This is a genomic window from Actinomadura sp. 9N215, from assembly GCF_044326345.1.
In the GTDB taxonomy this organism is placed as follows: Bacteria; Actinomycetota; Actinomycetes; order Streptosporangiales; family Streptosporangiaceae; genus Spirillospora.
In genome coordinates, this window is record NZ_JBIRBA010000069.1 from 1 (window position 1) to 1,620 (window position 1,620).

Consider the following 1,620-nt stretch of genomic DNA (forward strand, 5'->3'; position numbering starts at 1 on the left):
ATCGAGGTCAGCCCTGATCGAGGTCAGCCCTGATCGAGGTCAGCCCTGATCGAGGTCAGCCCTGATCGAGGTCAGCCCTGATCGAGGTCAGCCCTGATCGAGGTCAGCCCTGATCGAGGTCAGCCCTGATCGAGGTCAGCCCTCGGACGAGGTCAGTGCGGCTTGAGCTGGTCGAGGCGTTGGAACTGGTCGTCGGTCAGGCGCAGGTCCGCGGCGGCGACGTTCTCCTCCAGGTGCGCGATCGAGCCGGTGCCGGGGATCGGCAGGACGACCGGCGACCGTCCGAGCAGCCAGGCCAGCGCGACCTGCGCCGGAGTCGCGCCGGTCTCGGCGGCCACGGCGGCGATCTCGGCCGTCTCCCGCGACGCCGCCGGATGGACGGGACGCCACGGCAGAAAGGCGATTCCAGCTGCGGTGCAGGCGTCAAGGACGGCCTCGTAGTCGCGGTCGAGCACGCTGTAGCGGTTCTGCACGCTCGCGACGTCGACGATCTCCCGCGCCTGGTCGAGCTGCGCGACGGTCACCTCGGACAGCCCGATGTGGCCGATCTTTCCCTGGAGTTGCAGCTCGCGAAGCGCGCCCACCTGGTCGGCCAGCGGCACCTTCGGATCGACGCGATGCAGCTGGAGCAGTTCGAGCCGTTCGACGCGCAACCGGCGCAGGCCCTGCTCGACCTGGTCGCGGAGGAACTCCGGCCGTCCGCAGATGTCGGCCTCGTGGGGCGGGTCCGGCGGCGCGACCCCGACCTTCGTGGCGATGAGCAGGTCGTCCGGGTAGGGGTGCAGCGCCTCGGCCAGCAGTTCCTCGTTGGCGCCCCACCCGTACAGGTGCGCGGTGTCGATCAGCGTGACGCCCAGTTCGACCGCCCGCCTGGCCACGGCGATCGCGCCGTCCCTGGCCTGCCGGGGCTCGGTCGGCAGGTGCATCGCCCCGAACCCGAGCCGCCGGACGCTCCGCTCGCCCCCGATGCGGAAACTCCTCGATGCCATACCCCGCGCCGCCCCTCACCTCAAGATCGATCACGATAACAGCACCCTGGCCTAGGCTGGGGACGAGTTCCGGCAAGGCATCTGTGCGAGGCGGAGGACTGCCGCGTGACCAGCGCGTTCGTGGTGGGCAGCGGGCCCAACGGGCTCGCGGCCGCGCTCACGCTCGCCGCCGCCGGAGTCCGCGTCACGGTGATCGAGGCCGCCGACACCCCGGGCGGCGGGACGCGGTCGAGCGAGCTCACGCTTCCCGGGCTCGTCCATGACGAGTGCTCGGGCTTCCATCCGCTGCTGCTCGGGTCCGCCTTCGTCCAGCGGTTCGACCTGACCGGCGCCGGGCTGACCTACCGCTGGGCGGACGCCGAGTTCAGCCACCCCCTGGACGGCGGCCGGGGCGCGACGCTGTGGCGTTCGGTCGGCAGGACGGCGTCCGCGCTGGGACGGGACGCCGCCGCCTGGCGCGGCGTGTTCGGCCCCCTCGCCGAGCGTTTCGACGCCATCGGCGGGGAATTCCTGCGGCCGATGTTGCACGTCCCGCGGCATCCGGTGAGCCTGGCTCGGTTCGGGCTGCGGGCCGCGCCGCCCGCAGCCGTGCTGGCCCGCCGCTGGCGCACGCCGGAGGCGAGGGCACTCT

General features: G+C 72.3%; 2 protein-coding genes. One reads left to right on the plus strand and one right to left on the minus strand.

What is annotated here, in order from left to right:
• Positions 1–152: 152 nt before the first annotated feature.
• On the minus strand, positions 153–989 hold the full coding sequence (locus tag ACH34T_RS44545; protein WP_396027085.1) for an aldo/keto reductase: 837 nt from the start codon (positions 987–989) through the stop codon (positions 153–155).
• A 105-nt stretch (positions 990–1,094) separates the two neighbouring features.
• Between ACH34T_RS44545 and ACH34T_RS44550 the strand changes: the two genes are divergently transcribed.
• On the plus strand, positions 1,095–1,620 hold a 526-nt coding region (locus ACH34T_RS44550; RefSeq protein WP_396027086.1), incomplete at its 3' end, for an FAD-dependent oxidoreductase.